Genomic DNA, 17,885 nt, shown 5'->3' on the forward strand with positions numbered 1-17,885 from the left:
TTATGTCAAAGCCTCCCAAGCTTCCGAGACAAAGACGAAATCAGGTCAGCATGAGCCGCGAAAAATTCTATATAACCACTGCCATTTCCTACCCGAACGGGAGCCCGCATATCGGCCATGCCTATGAGCTGATTGCGACGGACGCGATTGCCCGTTTCAATCGCCACGATGGCAAGGATGTTCTCTTCCTCAGCGGCACCGACGAACATGGCATCAAGATGCTGCAGACGGCACGCAAGGAGGGGATTTCCCCGCGTGAACTCGCCGACAGAAATGCAAAGCTTTTCCGTGACATGGGTACGCTTCTTAATGCTTCCTATGATGATTTTATTCGCACCACCGAAGAGCGGCACTACGCATCATCGCAAGCGATCTGGAAGAAGATGGTAGAGGCGGGGGACATCTACAAGGATTCCTATGCCGGCTGGTATTCCGTGCGCGACGAAGCCTATTATCAGGAAGAAGAGACGGAAGTGCGTGCGGATAATGTGCGCTACGGGCCCCAGGGAACGCCTGTCGAGTGGCTGGAGGAGGAGAGTTATTTCTTCCGCCTGTCCGCGTACCAGGATCGCCTGCTTCAGCTCTATGCCGACAATCCTGGTTTTATCGGACCGGAGGAACGCCGCAACGAGGTGATTTCCTTCGTCAAGTCGGGATTGAAGGACCTGTCGGTCTCGCGCACCACCTTCGATTGGGGAATCCCCGTTCCCGGCGATGAAAAGCACGTCATGTATGTGTGGGTCGATGCACTCACCAACTACATTACTGCCGCCGGCTACCCGGACACGAATGCCGAGCGCTGGCGCTATTGGCCGGCAGACGTTCACGTCATCGGCAAGGACATCATTCGTTTCCACGCCGTCTACTGGCCGGCGTTTCTGCTTTCTGCCGGGATCGAGCTGCCGAAACGGGTCTATGGACACGGCTTCGTCTTCAACCGCGGCGAGAAGATGTCGAAATCGGTCGGTAATGTCATCGATCCGATCTCGCTCGTCGAACATTATGGGCTCGACCAGTTGCGCTATTTCCTCCTGCGCGAGATCCCGTTCGGGCAGGACGGCAATTACAGCCATGAGGCCATCGTCAACCGGACCAATGCCGACCTTGCCAACGATCTCGGCAATCTCGCGCAGCGTTCGCTGTCGATGATCGCGAAGAATTGCGGCGCCAAGGTGCCGCAGCCCGGGGCGTTCAACGATGCGGATCAGGCGATCCTCAACCAGGCGTTGACAGCCCTCGACACGGCGCGAAAGGCAGTGTCTACGCAGGCGCTGCATCTCGCGCTTGGCGCAATCTTCGCTGTCGTGGCCGAGGCAAACCGCTACTTCGCCGGGCAGGAGCCATGGGCGCTCAAGAAGACCGATCCGGCGCGCATGGAAACAGTTCTCTATGTGACAGCCGAAGTCATCCGCCGCGTCGGCATTCTCTGTCTGCCGTTTATTCCAGGGTCCGCAGCCAAGTTGCTCGACATCCTGGCGATCCCGTCCGACAAGCGCAACTTCGCCGATCTGACTGGCGGCGAGCTCGTTGCGGGAGCTTACTTGCCGGCACCGCAGCCGATCTTTCCGCGCTATGTCGAAGCCGATAAAGAAGCCTGAGCGGACAGCGAATGACGATGCTTGTCGACAGTCACTGCCATCTCGACTTTGCCGATTTCGAGGAAGAACGGGATGCCATCGTCCAGCGGGCGCTTGATCACGGTATCAAGCGTCTGGTGACGATCGGAACGCGTGTCCGGCGCTTCGACACGATCCTTGCCATCGCCGAACGCTATGACAGTGTCTATGCTTCGGTTGGCACGCATCCGAACAACGCGCATGAGGAACTCGACGTAACAGCCGACGAGCTGATCCGTCTGGCAGAGCATCCGAAGGTGGTGGCGATCGGCGAAGCGGGGCTCGACTACCATTATGACTACGCGCCACCGCAAGCGCAGGCGCAGGGACTGCGCACGCACATTCAAGCGGCGCGCGTCACACAGCTTCCACTGGTCATCCACGCGCGCAACGCCGATGACGATATGATTTCGATCCTCAAGGAAGAATCGGGGAGGGGGACCTTCCCTTTCATCCTGCACTGCTTTTCCTCTGGCGCAGAACTCGCCAAGGTCGGCGTCGATCTCGGCGGATATGTTTCCTTCTCAGGCATACTTACCTTCAAGAATTCGCCCGAGATACGTGACATAGCCCGTAATGTCCCGCGTGATCGCCTGCTGGTTGAGACCGACGCGCCCTATCTTGCGCCAGTGCCGCATCGCGGCAAGCGCAACGAGCCGAGTTTCGTGCGCCATACGGCAGCCGTCCTTGCCGAGACAATCGGCGTCAGCGAGGAAGAGGTCGCCCACCTGACGACTGAAAACGTGTTCCGGCTTTTCACCAAGATGCCAAGGCCCGCCGATGCCTGACCGCTTGCGCTTCACGATTCTCGGCTGCGGCTCTTCGCCGGGCGTGCCGCGCATCAATGGCGACTGGGGCAAATGCGATCCGGTCAATCCGAAGAACCGTCGCCGCCGCGCCTCGATGCTGGTCGAGCGCATTTCCGAAAATGGCGGTGTTACCACCGTTATCATCGACACCGGCCCGGATTTCCGCTCGCAGATGATCGATTTCGGTTCGGGCAAGCTCGACGCTGTCGTCTATACACATCCTCACGCCGACCATATTCACGGGCTTGACGACCTGCGCACTTTTGTCATCGATCGCCGCGATCTGTTCGATATCTATGCGGATGCGCAAACCCTGACGAGGCTCTATGACGCCTTCGGATATTGCTTCAAGACACCCGAAGGATCGAGTTATCCGCCGATATTGCGGCCGCACGAGATTATCCATGACGAGAGTTTCGCGATCGAAGGTGCGGGCGGAGCGATACGCTTCCTGCCATTGCCGCAGATCCATGGAGACATTGTTTCGCTCGGCTTTCGCATTGCCGATATTGCCTATTGCTCCGACGTGAGCGCCTTTCCTGCGGCGACGGCCTCTGCCTTGGCTGGCCTCGATACGCTGGTGATCGACGCTCTGCAGTATCGGACGCATCCAAGCCATTTTTCTTTAGAAGAATCAATTGAATGGATCGATAAGCTCAAGCCGCGTCGAGCAATCCTGACCCACATGCATGTGCCGCTCGACTACGAGACGGTCATGCGCGAAACGCCCGATCATGTCGAACCCGCGTTCGATGGACTGACATTCGAGGTCAACCTATGAGCAAGAGCGTCGAACGTGTTCGCCAGGCAGCCCATGCCGCCGGCTTCGAGATCGAGATTCGCGAGATGCCGGATTCGACCCATACGGCCGAAGACGCGGCTGTGCAATGCGGCGTGACCGTCGGTCAGATCGTCAAGTCGCTGATCTTTCAAGGCGCTGAGACCGCGAAGCTGTATTTGTTTCTGGTGTCCGGTCCGCGGCAACTCGATCTCGGCAAGGCCGCGCGTTTGACGGGCGAAGCATTGCACCGTGCCGATCCGAAGCACGTGCGCAAGGAAACCGGCTTTGCTATTGGTGGCGTTGCACCCATAGGCCATCTCATCGACATAGCGGCTTATGCCGATGAGCATTTGATGCAGTACGATGTTGTCTGGGCGGCGGCAGGCGGCACCAATTTTGTGTTTCCCAGCGATCCCAAAGCCTTGGTAAGGGCTGCAAAGGCCCAAATTACGGATATTGCCGGCTGATTGTATCTATATGTTAGTTCCATAATCTATCTTATGTGACTTTTTTATTTAGGATGGTGGGTTCAAGTTTGAAGTGCGACACGTACAAAACCCTCCTCGTTTTCACGAGGATGCAATGCCCCGCAATTCAAGGCATATGAAGTCCGGAGAAAAGTACTGAAGATGAAAAGCGACGATCGTGAACTCCAATCTGCCAAAAAGTTCGATAGCTCGCGAGCGGATGAATACGAAACGCAGAGCCGGATAGCGCTGGCTGGTTATGAGGCATGCCATGAGCTTGCCGCCTGCATGTTGGCTGCCACGCTCGGACCTGGAGGCAACCGTCGCATTCTCATCGTTGGTGTGGGTGGCACTGCTCAGGAAATAACCGCAGTTTCCAGAATCGAACCCACTTGGCGCTTCGTTGGCATTGACCCTTCGGAACCGATGCTTGCGCGCGCTGCGCAGCGCCTTGAGGAGCAAGGCCTAAGCGACAGAACCGAACTGCATCTGGGCACATTGGACGGGCTCTCGACAGATGCAACGTTTGATGCCGCCATGATGCTAGGGGTGCTGCATCACCTGCCCGGTGATGATGCAAAGAACGCCATACTGAACGATATCGCAAATCGGATCGCGCCGGGTGCGCCTCTCATCCTTGCGTGCAACCGTTATGTTTATGCCAAGAAGCCGCACTTGCTTGCCGCATGGGGAGAACGCTGGCGGATGCATGGTGCAACCAGCGAGGACGTCAAGGTAAAGCTTGGCAAAATCCTGCAGGGTGCCGACCCACCTGCATCTGAAGATGAGGTGTTCAGCCTGCTTGCTAATGCGGGTTTTGAACGACCGGAAGGATTCTTTTCAAGCTTGTTTTGGGGTGCGTGGATCGCCTGGCGTACAGCGCTTTAGAGTGGTCGTCACCTACGAAATCACCTGTTGCGGCCCCGCTCCCATTACGACGGGGCCCCCTAAGGCGTCCTTATCCAGATGTTGTGGACAAATTTCGCTTGCGATCCAATCCGTCATGTTCGGCAGCACTGGCGTGGCCTATGCTCTATCCATGAAACCATCACGCGATATCTCCCGTCTCCTCGATATCATGCAGGCCCTGCGCACGCCTGTCACCGGCTGCCCATGGGATCTTGAACAGGATTTCAAATCCATCGCGCCTTATACACTCGAAGAAGCCTTCGAGGTGATCGATGCCATCGAACGCGACGATATCGACGATCTGCGCGAAGAACTCGGCGATCTCCTGCTTCAGGTTGTCTTTCATGCCCGCATGGCCGAGGAAATGCAGGCATTCGATTTCGGCGACGTGGTTCAGGCGATCACGCACAAGATGATCCGGCGGCATCCGCATGTGTTCGGCGAGGAAGCGGCGCGTGGCGCCGGCATGGCCAAGGGCATGTGGGACAAGATAAAGGCCGAGGAAAAGGCGGAGCGGCGCGAGCGGCGCGCGGCGCTCAATCTCAGTCTTGCCGAAAAAGAGGGCTTTCTCGACGATATTCCGCACGGCTTCCCGGCGCTGATGCGTGCGCTGAAGCTGCAGCAGCGCGCCGCCAAGGTCGGTTTTGACTGGTCGGAGGCTGCGCCCATCCTTGACAAGATCGAAGAGGAAATCGGCGAGTTGAAGCAAGCGATCGCCAGCGGCGAGCATAAGGATACCGAGGAGGAATATGGCGATCTTCTCTTTGCCATCGTCAATCTCGGCCGCCATCTCAAACTCGAGCCGGAGAGCGCGTTGCGCGGGACGAACGAGAAGTTTCGCAAGCGCTTTCACTACATTGAGCGCAAGCTCGCCGAACAGGATCAATCGCTTGGCGCGGCTACGCTCGAAGAGATGGAAGCGCTATGGCAGCAGGCGAAGAGCGAAAAGTAAGCGCCCTACCGCGCATTGAGGCCAAGCTTTTCCTCGAGCATCTGGTTTGAGGCTACCGTCATGTCCATGGTCAGCGCGATCGATCCGTCGTCGAGGTCCTTGCGCTTTACATTGCTGGAATGCTGGTAAATCCAGTCCATCAAGCGCATCTGGTCATGCTTGAGCGTGACTTTGACCCGGGAAAGTGTCCCGGAGATGCGGCCCTCGATCTCATGTAGCAGGGCGTCCACGCCCTCGCCTGTGATCGCCGAAATCGGGATCGGATGCTCGATTCCGGAAACCGCGGCGCTCTGGCGCAATGCTGTCTCGCGGCCAGCCTCATCAAGGAGATCGATCTTGTTCCAAACCTCGATGATGCGCTTGGAGTCGCCGCGTTCAATGCCAAGACTTTCCATGATCGCATGAACGTCTTCAGCCTGAGCGGCCGTGTCGGGGTCGGAGATATCGCGCACATGCAGGATAAGGTCCGCCTCCACCACCTCTTCGAGCGTGGCACGGAAGGCCGCTACCAGATGTGTCGGCAGGTTCGAGATGAAACCTACCGTATCGGAAAGGATGATCGTCTCGCCATGTTCGAGGCGGATGCGGCGCAGCGTCGGGTCGAGCGTGGCGAACAGCATGTCCTCAGCTACCACGCCTGCTCCCGTGAGCCGGTTGAACAAGGTCGATTTGCCGGCATTGGTATAGCCGACGAGCGCCACGACCGGATGCGGCACCTTCTTGCGTTTGGCACGGTGCAACGTGCGCGTGCGGACAACCGTTTCGAGTTCACGCTTGATGCGCAGGATCTTTTCCTGCAAGGCACGCCTGTCGGCCTCGATCTGGGTTTCACCGGGACCGCCGAGAAAGCCGCCGCCACCGCGCTGGCGTTCAAGGTGGGTCCAGCTGCGCACGAGCCGGCCCTTCTGGTAGGTCAGATGCGCAAGTTCAACCTGCAGCGCGCCTTCCTTCGTCTGCGCCCGGCGCCCGAAGATTTCGAGGATGAGCCCGGTCCGGTCGAGGACCTTGGCATTCCATGCCTTTTCGAGATTGCGCTGCTGTACGGGCGTCAAAGGATGATCGACGATGACGAGCTCCGCATGCGACGCTTCCACGAGTTCGCCGATCGATTCCACCCTGCCCGTTCCAAGCAAGGTCGCCGGTCGCGGGTTGGGAACCTGGACGATATCGGAATGGACGATGTCGAGATCGATGGCGCGCGCCAGGCCCTCAGCCTCTTCGAGACGGGCTTCGTCGCTGCGCTGGAATTCATGCTGGAAACTGCTGTGATTGCCCGCATCCCTGCCGCCATCGGCAAAGCGTTGCGGAAGGATCGGCACAATCACGATAGCGCGCGTCAGTTCCCTGGCCGTTTCACCGTTGTCGGTAATCGGGCTGGACTTCTTTGCGTTACGCCGGGTTTCTTTGGTCAAATTGGTTTCAGTCGCTCTCTTCAACTTCGAACATTTGCACGGGCTGGCTCGGCATTATGGTCGAGATCGCATGTTTGTAGACGAGCTGCGAATGGCCGTCACGGCGTAAAAGCACGCAAAAGTTGTCAAAAGAAGTGACAATGCCGGTCAGTTTCACACCATTGATGAGGAAAATTGTCAGAGAAATCTTTTGTTTTCTGACTGAATTCAGAAAAAGATCCTGAAGATTCTGCGATCGTTCAGCCATTGTTCTTGTCCTTTTATGCGATCAGCAAAGCGTCTCATACAACATTCGGCAGCAGGAGTGGAAATGAATCGACTCCTACGGGAGGTGAAAAAGTGCGTCTGTTAGTCCCCTCACTCTCCGGTTAACAGGCTGGCGTTCTTTCCGCAACGTCAAAAAACGCTTCCCGTAAGGAAAGTGTAGTCTCTCCAGGATGGCCATTTGCCACCGATTCGCCGTCAATCGCAACGATTGGCATGATAACAGTGGTCGCAGCCGTCATGAAAACCTCCTTGGCTTTCTTGGCTTCGTCCACTGAAAACCCCCGCTCCTCGATCTTCAGCCCCAGCTTTTTCGCCACATCAAAGATGGTTGTGCGGGTAATGCCGCGCAAGATGCCATTTTCGGCCGGCCGGGTCACAAGCGTACCGTCCTTGGTCACAATCCAGGCATTGGTCGCCGCGCCCTCCTTAACGGTACCGTCGGGATCGATGAACCAGGCTTCCTGTGCACCCTCCTCCTTCGCCTGTTGGCGCGCAAGCACGTTGGGCAATAGACCGATCGACTTGATGTCCACGCGCTCCCAGCGATTTTCGGGCACGGTTATCACCTTGATTCCCTTGGCCGCTCGCGCCGCCGAGGCTTTCGGATCGGTGCGCTTCGCGGTGACGACGATGGATGAAGGCGTGCCGGCAGCGGGAAACACATGATCGCGCCTGGCGACGCCGCGCGTGACCTGGACGTAGACGAGCCCGTTATAAACGCGGTTGCGCCTTACCACCTCCTTGATCACGACGATGAGCGCCTTGCGGTCCATCGGCCAGGCGATGCGCAGTTCCGAGAGCGAACGATTGAGGCGATCGAGATGGCGGGTCATGTCCATGATATTGCCGCGCGCAATCTCGCACACTTCATAGACGCCGTCAGCGAACTGATAACCGCGGTCCTCGATATGAATTCCCGCTTCCGAATGCTGGACATACTGGCCATTGACATAGGCAATGCGTGACATCTGCTTGCAACCTCAACCGAACGTGCCGAAGACGATGCGCATCGGGTTGGGCAGGTCGACCCGCTTGCCGGTATCGGAAAGCGCACCCGTCGCAACATCGCGCTTGAAGATGGCAATGCCGCCGCCCTTCTGGTTGGCGACAAGCATAAACGCACCGCTCGGATCGATCGTAAAGTTGCGCGGGCCGATACCCTGCGACGGCGTCCAGCCGATCAGCGACAACTCGCCGGAAGGTGCAACGGCATAACTGACGATGCTGTTGTGGCCGCGATTGGATCCGTACAGGAACTTGCCATCGCTGCTGATCGCAATTTCCGCACAGGTGTTCGTATCGGTAAAATCGTCCGGGAGGCTGGGCAGCGTCTGAAGGATCGAAAGCTCGCCATCGGTTGGATCGTAGTCCAGTGCGCTGACGGTGCAGTTCAATTCGTTGATCACGTATGCGACCTTGCCGTTTGGATGAAACGTCAGATGGCGCGGGCCCGCACCGTCCGGAAACTGAACGAACGGCGCTGACGCGAGTGTCATCGCCTCACCTTGCTTCGGCAGATTATAAGCGACAATCCGATCGAGGCCGAGATCGCAGACGAAGAGGTAGCGGTTGTCAGGGCTTGCCACGGCACAATGGCCATGCTGGCGCTTGTCGGTGGCAATGATGGCGTGCTTGCCCTCGTGTGCCGCGGCGGCAAAGGCCGGCTCCAGCCCACCGTCTTCCCGCAGGGCGAAGGCCGCCACCGCATTGCCGGGTTGCTCGCCAAGATCGGCCACGGTGTAGTTGGAGGCAAAGATGGTCTCCCCCCGCTGATCGAAGCCGAGATGGCACGTCGTGTTGCCGAGCGTCGGCTGCATGTTGATGTAGGAGAGTGCACCCGTCTCAGGGTCGATATCGAAGGCGACGGCCATGTTCTCATTCCAGGCGGGGATCTCGACGGCGGCGTAGAGACGCTTGCGCGTCTCGTCGATAGCCAGATAGCCCGGATTGTCGATGGCGAGATATTCGCTGGCGAGGGTCAGTTCTCCAGTCGCGCTGTCAAAGCGATAGACGCTGATCCCTGTGCCCTGGCCGTTGCGATTTTGCGTTCCGACGAATGCGAATGTGTTTGGCATGGATGGTCTCACGAAGTGGGGGCTGTCAGATGGAGGATTTCTCCATCGTCGGGGATGATGAGTCTATGCTTATCAACCGACCGGCTGTTCGCATAGGCCCGAAGCTCTTCCCGCGATGTCGTCGCGTGGTCGAGCGCTTCCATGTGAACGGCAATGACCCTGGTATGGGGAGCCGCGATTTCGCACACGTCGCTGGTTTGTTCAGCATCCATGACGATGAATACGTCGTCCCATTTGGCGCCGCAGGAATGGGTGATGATGATATCTGGCTCAGCCGTCTCGATGGTCTCGCGCACCGGGGGATAGAGAATCGTATCGCCCGCCCAATAGATTGACGGCTCGCCCTCGCCCTCGATGGTAAAGCCCATCACTTTTCCCATCTTTTCGAGAACCGGACCCGATCCGTGGTTCCCCTCACGGCGCTTCACGTGAATGCCGTCGATGGTCAGGTCATCATAGAGCGGTGTGACGTCGAGAAACCCGAACGACCTGATCGTGTCCTCGTCACCCGGCTGGCAAATAAGCGGCAGGTGCTTCGGTACGCGGTCCTGTGCGACCTTGTCGAAATGGTCGGCATGAAGATGCGACACGAGGACAAAATCGACACCTTCCAAAATCTCGTCCGTCGATGCCGGCAGTTCGACCATCGGATTTGGAGAGCGCCCGGTGAATGACGGCCTGCTGTGCTTTCGTCCAAAATCCGGATCGATCAATATGACCGAGCCGGCATAGTCGAGCTTGAGCGTGGCATTGCGAAAGAGCTGAAGTTTCATGATATCTGCCTTTCTGGGGGTCAGAAGAATTCGAGGCTGACGCGGAACATCTGTTCGACCTGTTTGACCGTCTCCGCCGTGGCGAAGAGAACGACGCGATCACGCGGCTTGATCCGGGTACTGCCCTGCGGCTTAATAAGTTCGCCGTTACGATAGATCGCGCCGATGCGCAGTCCGTCAGGCAGATCGAGTTCGCCAAGCGTCGCGCCAACCAGCGGCGACGTTTCAAGCGCTTCAGCTTCGATGATCTCGGCTTGGCCATTTTCGATGCTGTGCACTGCACGAATGCGGCCGCGCCGTACATGCTGGAGCACGCGGGAGATGGTGACGCTGCGCGGGCTGATCTGCGCGTCGATGCCAAGCGATTTCGCAATATCGAGATAGTCGGGATTGTTGATGAGCACGAGGTTGGATTTGCACCCGAGACGCTTGGCCATGACACTGGCCAGCATGTTGACCTGGTCGTCATTCGTCAGCGCAACGATCAGATCCGCATCCTCGATTTCGGCCTCGCGCAATAGCTTCTGATCGAGGGCACTGCCGTGGAGGACGAGTGAGCGATGCAGATCGTCGGCAATAGAATTGGCCCGGCGGAGGCTGGCTTCGATAACCTTGACCTTCGTCCGCGGCTGGCGTTCCTCAATGGTCTGGGCCACGTAAAGGCCGATATTGCCGCCGCCCGCGATGACAATCCGAGTCGCTTCAGGTTCCTCATGGCCGAACAGGGCCAGCGTGCGTGCAATCTGCGCTGAAGGTGTCGCGACATAGGCGACATCGCCGGGCATCAATTGGTCGCTTGAATGCGCTACCGCCAGCTTGCCATCGTGGACCACTGCCATCACCGTGGCATTGAGATCGGGAAACATGCTGGTCAACTGCGCCAGCTGGGTATGGACGACCGGGCAATCCTCCAGGCATTCGATGGCCAGCACCGCGACCTTGTCATCGCAGAGGCGAACGACGTCGGTGACGCCCGGCAGCGCGATACGGCGCAAGACCATTTCCCCGACTTCGAGTTCAGGCGAAATGATGACGTCGATCGGCATGTGTTCGCGTGAGAAAAGGTCCTGGTAGTGCGACTGCAGATAGGATTGAGCGCGGATACGCGCGATCTTTGTGGGGACGTTGAAGAGCGCGTGGGCGACTTCGCAGGCGACGATGTTGACTTCATCAAACAGCGTTACCGCGATGATCATGTCGGCCTGGTCCGCCCCGGCCTTTTCAAGCATGTCGGGATGTGCACCATGGCCAACGAACCCGCGAACGTCGAGTGTGTCACCGACAATCTCGATGAGATCGGATGACATATCAATGACAGATACGTCATTGCCCTCGGCCGCTAGCCTCTCGGCAATGCCGTAGCCTACCTGTCCAGCGCCGCAGATGATGACGCGCATTTTGCGATTAGACCCCGAGGGATTTCAGCTTCCGGTGCAGTGCTGAGCGTTCCATACCAACGAACTCGGCGGTGCGCGAGATGTTTCCGCCGAAACGGTTGATCTGGGCGACGAGGTATTCCTTCTCGAACCGTTCCCGCGCTTCGCGCAGCGGCAACGCCATGATGTGCTGATCGGACTCGGTCGGCGCCTTGGGCAAGGTATCGCCAATCTCCGCCGGCAAGAGATCCGCAGTGATCACCGCTTCCGGATCGTCGCCCCGGGCAAGGATGATCAGGCGCTCGATGTTATTGCGCAACTGGCGAATATTGCCGGGCCAGGAGTGCGACTGCAGCACCGCCATGGCGTCGGGGCCGATCTTGCGGGGCTTGATGCCGGCCTGGTCGGCGATCTGGGTCATGAAGAACTCGACGAGAGCCGGGATATCGTCGCGCCTGTCTGCAAGCGGCGGCACGATGACGGGAACAACGGCGAGACGATGGAACAAATCTTCGCGGAAACGCCCCTCGGCAATCATCGCCTCGAGGTTTTGGGCGGTGGATGAGATGATGCGGACATCGACCTTTATCCGCTTCGTACCCCCTACCCGTTCGAACTGCTGATCGACAAGGACGCGCAGGATTTTGTTCTGCGTTTCGCGCGGCATGTCGGCGATTTCGTTGAGGTAGAGGATGCCGCCGTGGGCCTCTTCCAACGCGCCGACCTTGCGCTCGCCGCCATCGGATTCCGTCCCGAACAGCTCGATTTCCATTCGCTCCGGGGTGATCGTCGCAGCATTGAGATTGACGAATGGTCCCTTGGACCGGATGGACAGCGCGTGTATCGCGCGTGCCGTCAATTCCTTGCCCGCGCCCGATGGACCCGTGATCATGATGCGACTGTTTGTCGGTGCGACACGCTCGATGGTCTGGCGCAAATGATTCATTGGCAGCGACGAGCCGAGCAGTTCGAAGCTCTCACTGGACCGCTTGCGCAGATCCGAAACTTCGCGCCGCAGCTTTGAGGTTTCGAGCGCCCGCTCGGCGACGAGGATCAGCCGGTCCGCCTTGAAAGGTTTCTCGATGAAGTCATAGGCGCCGCGACGGATCGCAGATACGGCGGTTTCGATATTGCCGTGCCCTGAAATCATCACCACCGGGATCTCTGGGTGGCGCTGCTTGATCTCGTCGAGCAGTGCGAGGCCGTCGAGACGGCTTCCCTGCATCCAGATATCCAGGAAGATCAGACGCGGAATTCGGTCGTCGATGGCAGTCAAGGCACTATCGGCGTCGGAGGCTACACGGGTTTCGTAGCCCTCGTCGCCAAGTATCCCTGCAACTAGTTCGCGGATGTCGATCTCATCATCGACGACAAGGATGTCAGATGCCATCTCAATTCACCTGCTTATTATTTGCGGCCTCGGTCGAAGCCTTTGCGGTAGGAAAAATCATTCGGATCATGGCGCCTCGGCCGGCGTAGAAATCGTCCGGCGCGTCATGCAGTTCGATCTGGCCACCGTGGTCCTCGACAATCTTCTTGACGATAGCAAGACCAAGCCCGGTCCCCTTTTGCCGGGTGGTCATGTAGGGCTCGAGCAGGCGCTGGCGATGCTCGCGCGGGAGGCCTTTGCCATTGTCGAGGATCTCGACGATGAGTTGCTGGTCCTGGCGCTTGGCACGGATCAGAATATGACCATCAGTTATGCCATCTTTTACTGCAGAATCAATGGATTCTGCAGCGTTCTTGATAACATTTCCGAAGGCTTGCCCAAGCAGCCTCCCGTCGAACTCACCAGAAAGCGGCTCATCGCCGAAATGACGTTCGAAGCGAACATCACTGCGGCTGACCTCAACGAGAAAGGAGGCTTCACGCAAGGCTTCGCGCAGGTCCATCGTCTTGATTTCCGGCTTCGGCATGCGGGCGAATGACGAGAACTCATCGACCATTCGGCCGATATCGCCAACCTGGCGGATGATCGTTTCCGTGCACTGATCGAAGACTTCGCGGTCCTCTGTGATGACCTTGCCAAACCGGCGGCGCAGGCGTTCAGCCGATAGCTGAATGGGCGTCAGCGGGTTCTTGATTTCATGGGCGATGCGCCGGGCGACATCAGCCCAGGCCGAAGAACGCTGTGCCTCGACGAGATCGGTGATGTCATCGACGGTGACGACATAGGAGTGCTCGAGCGCTTCCGCGTCTTCCAGGGTAATCTGCACGTTGAACGTGCGGGCACTGCCGCGCCGCGACATGCTGACCTGTTCCCTGTAAACCGAGCGTCCGGTGGCATGCGCAACCTCGAAGACAAGGCCGATTTCGGGGACGAGCGCGGTAAGGTTCTTCCCAACCGTATCGACGGCGTCGAGTTCGAACATCGCCTCGGCGGATCTGTTGACAATGCCGATGACGCCATCGCCGTTGACGCTGATCACGCCCGCCGTCACGCCTGACAGCACAGCCTCGGAAAAGCGCCGGCGTTCGTCGATCTGATCCTTGGCCGTGACGAGTTCCCTGCGCTGAGTATTCAACTGCTCGACCATTGTATTGAAGGTTTGCGACAAGGAACCCACGTCGCCATCGGAGCGGCGTACCGGCACCGAAACATCAAGATTGCCTGTCGCGACGTTATCTGCCGCGCCAATCAGCAAACGGATCGGCCGTACAAGGCGATCGGCAACCGCAATACCCGTCCAGATCGCGGACAGGAGCAGCGTCAGCGTCAGCCCGAAATAGAGAAGCGCAAACAAAATCTGCGTGGTGATGCCTTTGCCGTCGTTCTTCTGTGCATCCTCGGCCCGCTGCTCCATGAGGCGGCTGGAACTCAAAATATCGGCATCGACAGGCCTGACCGCATAAAGGAAAAGGCCCGGAATTTCCCGCAGCTTGATGACGGCGCTCAGGAGATTGGTCTGTTCCGGCGGAATGAGAACGGGTTTGCCGTCGGCGGCGGTGTCGAGCACTGATCTGGCCACCGCAGGAATAGTCACCTCGGTCTTGATGTCGGCACGGACCGCGATATCACCATTCGGCCGAATGAGCGCAGCGCCGATCAAGCCGCGTCCGAGCGCCTGCTGCGTCATCAGCCGGGTAAATCCGGTGCGGTCGAGGTTATAGAGCGTACGCATCCCGTCGAGGTCGTTCACCATTTCCAGTGTCGTACCCTGCAGATTGCGAGCACTTTCCTGGATATACGAGTTGGCGAGGCTTATGGATGAATTGACAATCGTCGTGGTTCGCATTTCAAACCAGCGGTCGAGGCCAAGATCGAGTGTGACAGACGCAACGATGGCAACGATCATTGCCGGCACGGCCGCCACCAGCGAAAAGAGCACGACCAGCCGCACATGCAGTCGGGAAGCCGCCTTTCCGCGGCTGCGCGCCTGGGCAATGCGGTAGATTTCACGGCCGATCAGGATCATCAATGCCAGAATCAAAACGGCATTGATGCTGGTGAGAAGTAGCGTGACCTCGCTGTTCGGATGAATCGGCGTCATATCGGTCAGGATCAGGAAGGTAACGCCGGTCGTCAGCAGGGCCAGAATGACGGTTGCAATACCTGCACGCGAGTAAAACCGCTGGTTGCTGCCACTACGTGCAGCGCCAGTCCCTGACGTCTGAAACAGATTGACCGAATTTGATAAGAGCATTGTTATGTGATTCCAACCACGTGGCAGTCATGCAACACATTGTGGCGGAAATGCAACGCTCGCCCGCGACATCGTGCAAAGTTTCGGATTGAAATCAGGTTTCCACAGGCTCGAATATGTCGTCGTCAGACACCAAAGTCAGAATTGGAAACTCGCGAAATCCCTCGGCCAAGGAGTAGTTGGCGCTCAGTTTGGTCTGATTCCCGGTCATCAAGTGCCGGAGGGTCACGCCACGTAATTGCGCTGGAAGCGCCAGCGACGTCTGTTCCCAGTCCGATAGCGGTAGGAATGGACTGCTGAACTGTTTCAGCATGGCAAAACACAGTCGCGGAACCGCAACGATTAGATATTGCCCTTCAAATTCCCGATAGAACGCGACGACGTGGTCCGCCAGATCGCCGTTTACATGCAGTGGGATATACTGGCCACGCAAGAACAGGTCGGCTCGTTGCTGGCGCAGCTGCAAATAGGCTTGCACCAAACGCAGCTTCACCGTGCCCGAATGCCAGTCTTCGAGCAGGACATTCAGTTGCGTCTGGCTGGCGTTGGCCAATCCCTTTCTCAGTTCACCGAAGTCGACAGGGTGCGAGCCGAATTGACCGGTGGGCGAAATGTCCCAGGTTTCGGAGCCAGCGCGTATGACCGGAACACCCGGTACGGTAAGTTTCAAGACGGTTTGCGAAAGGCCGTTCAGCGCACCGGCAAGCCAGAACGGCCTTGCCGTTTCGACAAAATCTCCCAGGAATTCCTCGTCGGCGAAAAGACGGTCGATACAGTGTGTTACAGCCTTGCCATAGGGCTTGTCAGTGCCCGTCCAGAGGGACAACCAATCGGATTCGCGAATAGCGCCCGACATGAATGCCACGAGCTCATCGCGAACCAAGGCGAGACCAGCCTTGTCGTGCACGAGCAAGGAGGCAGGCCAGATGGCGGCAAGCGTTTGATAAAGCAGCCACTCAGCCTTGGCGTCCGGGACAACGGCATTCTCGATCGTGACGAGGTTGCCGGCCTGGCTCTGTCGCCAGCGCTCGACGGCGGACGCCCACCGTTCAGGTGCTTCGGAGAGCGCGAGAAGCCTCATTCGTGCATCCTCACCGAACTTGGTGGCATAGCTGTAAGAGGTCGCCAGCATGCCAGAAGGCTCGGTCCTCGCCTTTTCATGCATGGAGTGATGAAAGGACCCGACGGGATCGGGTTTGACGTTTGATTTCAGGATAAGCTCATCAAGGGCGATGGGCCCCCGCGTATATTGGTAGGACTTCTCCAATGAACTCGCCGTCACCGCTGCCGCCAACTGCTGAAAGCGTCCGGAAAATGTCTCGGCGATCGCGGCGTTCACTGTTTTTTCCGGCGATTGCATGACCCCCAGCACAAAGCTCAAAACGTCGTTCTCTTCAGGGGTCTGGCCCTCTCTTTTCGAGACCTGGGCAGCAGTGGAACGCAGCGCCCGCGCATAGAACGGCGATATCCTTCCGTCCTTGGAATACGCGCGAAAGACGGGGAGCGCCGTTGCAAGGTCGACAACGGCGCGGCTAAGCATCGTCGGCTCATCGCTTGGCGGCTGCAATTCCGTCAAAAGTTGCACCAGCTGGGCGAGATCATCGGTAAAGGCCGCGTGCAGAATGTTTACTTTGACGTGGTTATGGTCGCCAGCAAATTCAGTCGTTGGATCAAGCTTCGACCAATGGCGTTGTAAAATCGACAGGCCTTGCGGGTCGATCAAAAGATCGGTGACCGTACCGATAAATTCATAGCCTGCCGTACCGTTTACCTGCCATTCCGAGATGGCGCTTTCCCCCTTGAGAACTATCTTGTCGGCAATCAGGAACGCATCTTCACCAGCCCGTTGACGCAAAAGCCGCGTATAGGACTCCGGGTCAGCCAACATATCGATGTCGTTCACCCTTAAACCTCTCACCTGCGTCCTTTGCAGCAATGAAAGCGGCTCACGGTGAAAATCCTTGAACACATCGGGTTCTTCGTGGCGCAATCCAACAGTCAGGCTCGAATTGCCTGCGTTGCGCGCAGCTGGTGCTTCGTTTTCCACCAACCGCCAATTTTGCAAATCCAAGATCGCATCGCGCCACCCCGCGTCACCGGCAACATTGTTAAGATGCGCAGCCAGATCGATAAGCGCGGCTGTGTCAGCCTCCTTGAGAATACGGGCGATTTCTCTGTGAAACTTAGTGGCGGCTTCGGGGGTGGCTTGGTCCGCCACCCCAATCAGCTCGGCCGCCAGTGCGGTTTCATTGCGATGGAGCACGGCGGCGTAAGAAGACGGTTCGAAGGGGTGAAAGACGCCTCGATAGGCAATGCCGATACTTGCAAGGCGCCGATTGAAGCAAATTGTGAGAAGGCGGGCCTCAATCTCCTCACCCATCGGCCGTTCAAGGACTGGCAACAGGACCGGTCCAGCCCAGTCTATGTCAAAATAGCCGGCATAGGTCGCCCTGCTTCCCCATTCGAGGACATCGAACCACCATGAGTTTTCGGACGACGCCGGCATCCGGCTGGGGTTGAGATCGATGATCAGAGCCAAGCCGGCTCCGGCGAGGCGGGAATTCAGTTCGGCAAACCCACTCTCTGCACCCAATTCCACATCCAGAACCGCAGGGCTGACGGTCGCCAGACCATGCTCACCGACCTGCACGCTTTGGAATGGCGAGGACATGCTGAGGGCATCCACTCCCAGGTCGCTCATATAGCCGGCCGCATCCGCAGCGTGCCTGAAGGTCGTCCCGTGGCGAAGTTGGATCCGATATGCTGATTTGGGTGTGTACATGCTTTCGCTCGACAGCTCTCGC

General features: G+C 58.0%; 15 protein-coding genes. 6 read left to right on the forward strand and 9 right to left on the reverse strand.

What is annotated here, in order from left to right; genetic code table 11:
* Window positions 1-50: 50 nt before the first annotated feature.
* From metG to mazG, 6 genes are all read left to right on the forward strand, one after another.
* On the forward strand, window positions 51-1,598 hold the full coding sequence (metG, locus tag HQ945_RS22080) for a methionine--tRNA ligase (RefSeq protein WP_113280528.1): 1,548 nt from the start codon (window positions 51-53) through the stop codon (window positions 1,596-1,598).
* A 17-nt stretch (window positions 1,599-1,615) separates the two neighbouring features.
* A complete protein-coding gene (locus HQ945_RS22085; protein WP_113280558.1) occupies window positions 1,616-2,404 on the forward strand; it encodes a TatD family hydrolase in 789 nt (262 codons plus the stop codon).
* Window positions 2,397-3,206 (forward strand): MBL fold metallo-hydrolase, encoded by an 810-nt coding sequence (locus HQ945_RS22090; protein ID WP_091922773.1) that lies wholly within the window; start codon window positions 2,397-2,399, stop codon window positions 3,204-3,206. Before HQ945_RS22085 ends, HQ945_RS22090 begins: the two co-directional genes overlap by 8 nt.
* Window positions 3,203-3,673: a YbaK/EbsC family protein gene (locus HQ945_RS22095; protein ID WP_091922771.1), complete on the forward strand. Its 471-nt coding sequence runs from the start codon at window positions 3,203-3,205 to the stop codon at window positions 3,671-3,673. Before HQ945_RS22090 ends, HQ945_RS22095 begins: the two co-directional genes overlap by 4 nt.
* Before the next feature lie 162 nt (window positions 3,674-3,835).
* Window positions 3,836-4,561, forward strand: coding sequence for a class I SAM-dependent methyltransferase (locus tag HQ945_RS22100; RefSeq protein ID WP_091922769.1), 726 nt, complete (start codon window positions 3,836-3,838; stop codon window positions 4,559-4,561).
* Between the two features lie 151 nt (window positions 4,562-4,712).
* Window positions 4,713-5,534, forward strand: a complete 822-nt coding sequence (gene mazG, locus HQ945_RS22105) for a nucleoside triphosphate pyrophosphohydrolase (protein WP_027233291.1) — start codon at window positions 4,713-4,715, stop codon at window positions 5,532-5,534.
* 5 nt (window positions 5,535-5,539) lie between these two features.
* Here the strand turns inward: mazG and hflX are convergent, their stop codons facing one another.
* The 9 genes from hflX to treY form a co-directional block, all read right to left on the reverse strand.
* The gene (hflX, locus tag HQ945_RS22110) at window positions 5,540-6,904 is read right to left on the reverse strand and encodes a GTPase HflX (RefSeq protein ID WP_244532872.1); all 1,365 of its coding nucleotides are present in this window, start codon (window positions 6,902-6,904) and stop codon (window positions 5,540-5,542) included.
* 49 nt (window positions 6,905-6,953) lie between these two features.
* Window positions 6,954-7,193, reverse strand: a complete 240-nt coding sequence (gene hfq, locus HQ945_RS22115) for an RNA chaperone Hfq (protein ID WP_008129219.1) — start codon at window positions 7,191-7,193, stop codon at window positions 6,954-6,956.
* A gap of 121 nt (window positions 7,194-7,314) precedes the next feature.
* The gene (locus tag HQ945_RS22120) at window positions 7,315-8,181 is read right to left on the reverse strand and encodes a D-amino-acid transaminase (RefSeq protein WP_091922766.1); all 867 of its coding nucleotides are present in this window, start codon (window positions 8,179-8,181) and stop codon (window positions 7,315-7,317) included.
* 12 nt (window positions 8,182-8,193) lie between these two features.
* Window positions 8,194-9,288 (reverse strand): lactonase family protein, encoded by a 1,095-nt coding sequence (locus HQ945_RS22125; protein WP_091922764.1) that lies wholly within the window; start codon window positions 9,286-9,288, stop codon window positions 8,194-8,196.
* Window positions 9,289-9,296: 8 nt separating this feature from the next.
* Complete coding sequence (locus HQ945_RS22130) at window positions 9,297-10,061, reverse strand: MBL fold metallo-hydrolase (RefSeq protein WP_174208520.1); 765 nt, start codon at window positions 10,059-10,061, stop codon at window positions 9,297-9,299.
* Between the two features lie 20 nt (window positions 10,062-10,081).
* Window positions 10,082-11,458, reverse strand: a complete 1,377-nt coding sequence (gene trkA, locus HQ945_RS22135; protein ID WP_113280530.1) for a Trk system potassium transporter TrkA — start codon at window positions 11,456-11,458, stop codon at window positions 10,082-10,084.
* A 7-nt stretch (window positions 11,459-11,465) separates the two neighbouring features.
* Window positions 11,466-12,827: a nitrogen assimilation response regulator NtrX gene (gene ntrX, locus HQ945_RS22140; RefSeq protein WP_027233296.1), complete on the reverse strand. Its 1,362-nt coding sequence runs from the start codon at window positions 12,825-12,827 to the stop codon at window positions 11,466-11,468.
* A gap of 1 nt (window position 12,828) precedes the next feature.
* The gene (locus HQ945_RS22145) at window positions 12,829-15,081 is read right to left on the reverse strand and encodes a sensor histidine kinase NtrY-like (RefSeq protein WP_113280531.1); all 2,253 of its coding nucleotides are present in this window, start codon (window positions 15,079-15,081) and stop codon (window positions 12,829-12,831) included.
* A 94-nt stretch (window positions 15,082-15,175) separates the two neighbouring features.
* Window positions 15,176-17,863 (reverse strand): malto-oligosyltrehalose synthase, encoded by a 2,688-nt coding sequence (treY, locus tag HQ945_RS22150; protein ID WP_113280532.1) that lies wholly within the window; start codon window positions 17,861-17,863, stop codon window positions 15,176-15,178.
* Between the last annotated feature and the right edge of the window lie 22 nt (window positions 17,864-17,885).

It is taken from the genome of Phyllobacterium pellucidum (assembly GCF_013327855.1).
Taxonomy (GTDB): Bacteria; Pseudomonadota; Alphaproteobacteria; order Rhizobiales; family Rhizobiaceae; genus Phyllobacterium; species Phyllobacterium pellucidum.